We start from the raw sequence: 5,083 nt of genomic DNA, 5'->3' as shown, positions 1-5,083 counted from the left end.
TGGACCCAGCCCATCCAAATTCCCGCCAATCAACCCCTAATTTGTCAAAAGCATTCATCGCGACCCACTAAAACTTAGACAAACACATTCCTCCGCGACCAAACGCAAAAAACATCGACGCATAAACCTCATCCTGAAACGCATAAATCGAATGAATCACGTATACCCCCGTCCCGCCCCGCATAACCCAAAGCAACAACTCATAAATCCTCCTCAAAACGCAAAACGGCCAACAAACGCGCATATCCCTCCCGGTAAACGCCTTCGCATCTCCTGGACCCAGCCCATCCAAATTCCCGCCAATCAACCCCTAATTTGTCAAAAGCATTCATCGCGACCCACTAAAACTTAGACAAACACATTCCTCCGCGACCAAACGCAAAAATCATCGATGCATAAACCGCCTCCCGAAACGCTTATCTGCGACGCAAAACTATTACATACCGCATACTCAAAAAAACAATTAAAAATTTTCACTCTTACGCATAATCCGAGATAAGAACGCATAAAATCTACTAACATACTATCCCCACGACTCTCAAAATCAAATTTTTACCCGCAGGAATCCCGCAAAATTAAATTTCAAACCCGTAAAAGAGCTTAAATTACAAGCTTCACCGAAAGTATTCCAAGTAAGGAAATCCACATGTAAACTATAGAAGAGGTGATCAAATGCTTTACAAAAAACGGACAATGCCAAACGAACTAAAAGGATTGCTTTCCTTGACCCGCCGATTGCCGGCCAGTCACGAAAAGCAATCCGAAATCCAAAAAGAACTATATCAATACAAGGCTGGCTATGAAGGCGAGCAAGAGTACGACAAATACATGACCGAATTTACGCCAGCATATCCGCACGCTATCCTGCACGATCTATACTTGAAACAAAATGGCTTCTATTTCCAAATTGACTCCTTGCTCATCACACCTTCAGAAATTGTTGTCACCGAAGTGAAAAACTACTCTTACAAAACGGTCATCACATCATCTCCCACCCAATTCATTAAAGTATACCCGAACGGCGACCGTAAAGTAGTGCGCAATCCAATCGTTGAAGTTGAACGAAAGATTCATTTTCTGCAGCAATGGCTCAAATCTCGCAATATCGATATACCGATTAGCGGACTCATCATATTTAAACACGATAACGAGATTGAATTCCAAAACAGTGAACCAGAGATGAAAATCGCATTCACCTACGAAGCGCCATCCTATTTTCGCGAGCTGAACGTTCAAAACGAAATCCTAAAAAAACAAATGATTGCTAAACTGTCGAGAGAAATGCTTCAGCAACATAAAGAATACACAATCTCTCCACTAACGGAAAAATACGGCATCGACATCAATGACATTACTCCGGGAGTCATTTGCCCGAATTGCGACCGGATCGGCATGCAATGGGCAAAGAAAAAATGGAATTGCGCTCATTGTCAGCACTCCGGACAAACCGAACACCAAAAAGCCGTCGAAGATTGGTTTTTGCTTATCCAACCCAAAATGACAAACCGTGAATTCCGCTACTTTACGAAAATCGATAACCGCCACGTTGCACGTGGTCTCCTTGCTAAAACAAACCTGCAAGTAATCGGGGAACGAAAAGCGGCGCATTATATATTTAAAAAGGAATTTGCGGCTCAATAAAAATAAAAAAACGCTCCAGAAAAGGGGCGTTTTTAGGCTTCTCTATATTAATACGAACGTATGTGTGGTATAATTAAATGAAGTAATGGAATAGTTATGTACATGGGCGGCAGGCACATCAAGATCCAAGAGCTCTCGAAATCAAGAGGGAAAGGAGTTGATGCGCATGACGATATACGAAGCATTGAATTTAATGATTGCCTTCTCGGGGCTAATTGTAACACTCCTTGCATTGTCGTACACTTTTACGAAAAAAAAGTAAACCGCCACATAGCATAGGGACATGAGCGGTTTACTCCGTGATGTGCCGATCGCCTTTGCAGCGATACAATCTCATTACTGACCGATTGGTGCACCACCACCAATCGGTCATTCTTAATGTATAGATTTCATATCAAAAGTATACCAAAAAATACGAAGAAAGTCTATCAAATCCGCAGGAGGCAAATGACCCAAGCCTACTGTAGCTGTCCTAAAGGAAACCTAAATTTGTAAAAACCATTTCTCACGACCTACGCTTCACTGATAGACAGCCAAATCCCCGCGACTATGCCAACCAAAGGCCCTAACGAAATTAATCTAAATCCCCCAAAAATCCTACCTCTGCACATAATTCCCAACAAAACAATTACGTTACTGACCAATCGAAAAACACTTTTTAAAAACATATAAAGTCCAGCCCGCGCGCAAAACTCAACCAAACCCCGCATAACTTCTCATCCGCGCGCAAAACGCGCTCCCCAAACGCATAAACCTCATTCCAAGAGCAAAAACGCACTCAAGCCCTCAAAACGCCCACCCCCCGCGCAAAACTCAACCAAACCCCGCATAACTTCTCACCCGCACGCAAAACGCGCTCCCCAAACGCATAAACTTCAGTCCAAGAGCATAACGCACTTCAAGCCCTCAAAACGCCCACCCCACGCGCAAAACTCAGCCCCAAAACGCATAACTTCTCATCCGCGCGCAAAACGCGCTCCCCAAACGCATAAACCTCATTCCAAGAGCAAAAACTCACTCAAGCCCTCAAAACGCCCACCCCACGCGCAAAACTCAGCCAAAGCCCGCATAACTTCTCACCCGCGCGCAAAACGCGCTCCCCAAACGCATAAACTTCAGTCCAAGAGCATAACTCACTCTAATCCCTCATAACGCCCACCCCCCGCGCAAAACTCAACCAAACCCGCATAACTTCTCGCCCGCACGCCTAACGGCTGGCCTCACACGCAAACCCTGCTCCGCATAACCCTTCCAGCTCCCACACAGAACCGCCCCCAACAAGCAAAACTCCCAAAAATCCTCTCCCACATCTGAATTAATGCTGTATAATCAATCCCATAGACACAGAAATGACACGAATGACACAATCTAACAAACAATCATTCAGAAAGGAGCAGTCGCAAAAATGCCTAAAATGCCGCACAACGAATCAGCGCATAACGAGCCGATCGATCCGCGCTTTAAAATTGCCCATCGGGAAGCATGGATTGGCATCATACTTGCCATCATCAACTTCATTTGGTGGTTCGGCTTTGCCTATGGGTTAGGATCAAGGCCTGTCGAAGAGTACAATTACATTTTCGGCTTACCCGATTGGTTTTTCTATAGCTGCGTCGTTGGCTTCGTGCTCATATCAGCACTTGTCATTGTCATCACGAAATTCTTCTTAAAAGAAGTTTCGTTTGAGGAGGAAGGGGAGGAAGCACCATGAACCTGGGCGTCATTATTCCACTTGCCATTTTCCTGATTGGCATTTTCGTCATCGGGCTGCTGTCATCCAAATCCGTGGCGGCGAAATCCGGCTTCCTCCAAGACTATTTTTTAGGCGGACGTGAATTAGGCGGTTTCGTTTTAGCGATGACGATGGTCGCTACATACGGGAGCGCATCCAGCTTCTTAGGTGGTCCGGGCACCGCTTATACAGTCGGCTTCGGCTGGGTTTTATTAGCGATGATTCAAGTTGTTACGGGCTATTTCGTTTTGCTCATCTTAGGGAAGAAATTCGCCATCTTAGGCCGCAAATATAATGCCGTCACGATGATCGACTTCCTGAAAGTGCGCTACAAAAGTTCTGCAGTTGCGATTCTATCAGCGATCGCTATTATCATATTCCTTTTTTCCGCAATGACTGCACAATGGGTCGGGGGCGGACGGCTGATCGAATCGCTTACAGGCTTACAGTATACGACGTCACTTTTCATTTTTGCGATTTCAGTCTTAGTATATGTCATCATTGGGGGCTTTCGTGCAGTCGCTGTAACGGATGCCGTCCAAGGGGCGATTATGGTTGTCGGCACACTCGTCCTATTAATTGGCGTTATCATCGCTGGGGGCGGAATCCCGGCCATTATGCAAGACTTGTTGAATGAAAATCCGAATCTCGTTACGCCATTCGGAGCGGACGGCAGTCTAACAGCCGCCTACGTCTCCTCATTTTGGATTTTAGTCGGCGTCGGGGTCGTCGGCCTTCCGCAAATGGCAGTCCGTGCCATGAGCTATAAAAGCTCGCGCGCTATGCACCGAGCACTTATCATCGGCACGATTGTCACTGGTATTATTATGCTGAACATGCATTTGATCGGCGTTTTCGCACGTTCCGTTTTGCCGGGTATCGAAGTAGCTGATAAAGTCATTCCGCTGCTTGCGCTTGAAATCTTGCCGCCGTGGTTAGCGGGAATCGTATTAGCCGCGCCTATGGCAGCCATCATGTCGACTGTCGATTCACTGTTGCTATTAGTTAGCTCAGCAATCGTCAAAGATGTTTACTTGAACTTCATTAAACCGGAAGCTACAGAAAAATCGGTGAAACGAATTAGCATAGGCGTCACCGGCATCTTAGGTATCATCGTCTTCCTATTGGCCTTGCAGCCGCCCGACTTGCTCATCTTCCTCAACTTATTTGCATTCGGGGGACTCGAAGCAGCTTTCATCTGGCCAATTATCTTAGGCCTCTATTGGAAATACGGCAACAAATACGGAGCCATCCTAAGCATGATCACCGGCATGGCATCCTATATTGTGATCCACTTCTATAACACAGCAAACGGCGACCTATTCGGCGTCCACACCGTCACCTTGCCAGTCGTCCTATCATTCATCGCCTACATTATCGGCAGCCTCGCCATCAAGCGAGAAGCTTATCGGTTTTGAATAAAGAACGGAATCCCCTCAAAAGGATTCCGTTTTTTAGCATATTCCCACCATGAAACGCATAACATAACTCCCGCACGCATAAATTCGACTCAAAGTCATAACACATCTCCCACACCCATAATCTCAATCCAAAACGCATAATGCTTGCGATTCACCCTCGCATAACCTCCACCCTAAACGCATAACCTCCACCCTAAACGCATAACCTCATCCCTCCCGCGCATAAAGTTCACTCCAAACGCATAAAGTTATCTCCCACGCGCATAACCTCAGTCTAAAACGCATAATG

Annotated in this window: 4 protein-coding genes; all 4 read left to right on the top strand. The window is 46.0% G+C overall.

The genetic code is table 11. From position 1 onward, the window contains the following. Positions 1–672 precede the first annotated feature (672 nt). Entirely contained in the window at positions 673–1,641 is a 969-nt protein-coding gene (locus tag WFH04_RS17830; protein ID WP_336825633.1) for a nuclease-related domain-containing protein, read from the top strand. A gap of 166 nt (positions 1,642–1,807) precedes the next feature. Further along, complete coding sequence (locus tag WFH04_RS17825; protein ID WP_336825631.1) at positions 1,808–1,903, top strand: putative holin-like toxin; 96 nt, start codon at positions 1,808–1,810, stop codon at positions 1,901–1,903. Between the two features lie 1,143 nt (positions 1,904–3,046). Beyond that, entirely contained in the window at positions 3,047–3,352 is a 306-nt protein-coding gene (locus WFH04_RS17820; protein WP_336825629.1) for a YhdT family protein, read from the top strand. Then, on the top strand, positions 3,349–4,791 hold the full coding sequence (gene panF, locus WFH04_RS17815) for a sodium/pantothenate symporter (RefSeq protein WP_336825627.1): 1,443 nt from the start codon (positions 3,349–3,351) through the stop codon (positions 4,789–4,791). Before WFH04_RS17820 ends, panF begins: the two co-directional genes overlap by 4 nt. Positions 4,792–5,083: the final 292 nt, after the last annotated feature.

It is taken from the genome of Sporosarcina sp. USHLN248, assembly GCF_037144575.1.
Classification (GTDB): Bacteria; Bacillota; Bacilli; order Bacillales_A; family Planococcaceae; genus Sporosarcina; species Sporosarcina contaminans.
Note: the sequence above shows the minus strand (reverse complement) of the source record. Positions and strands in the feature narration are given on the sequence as shown.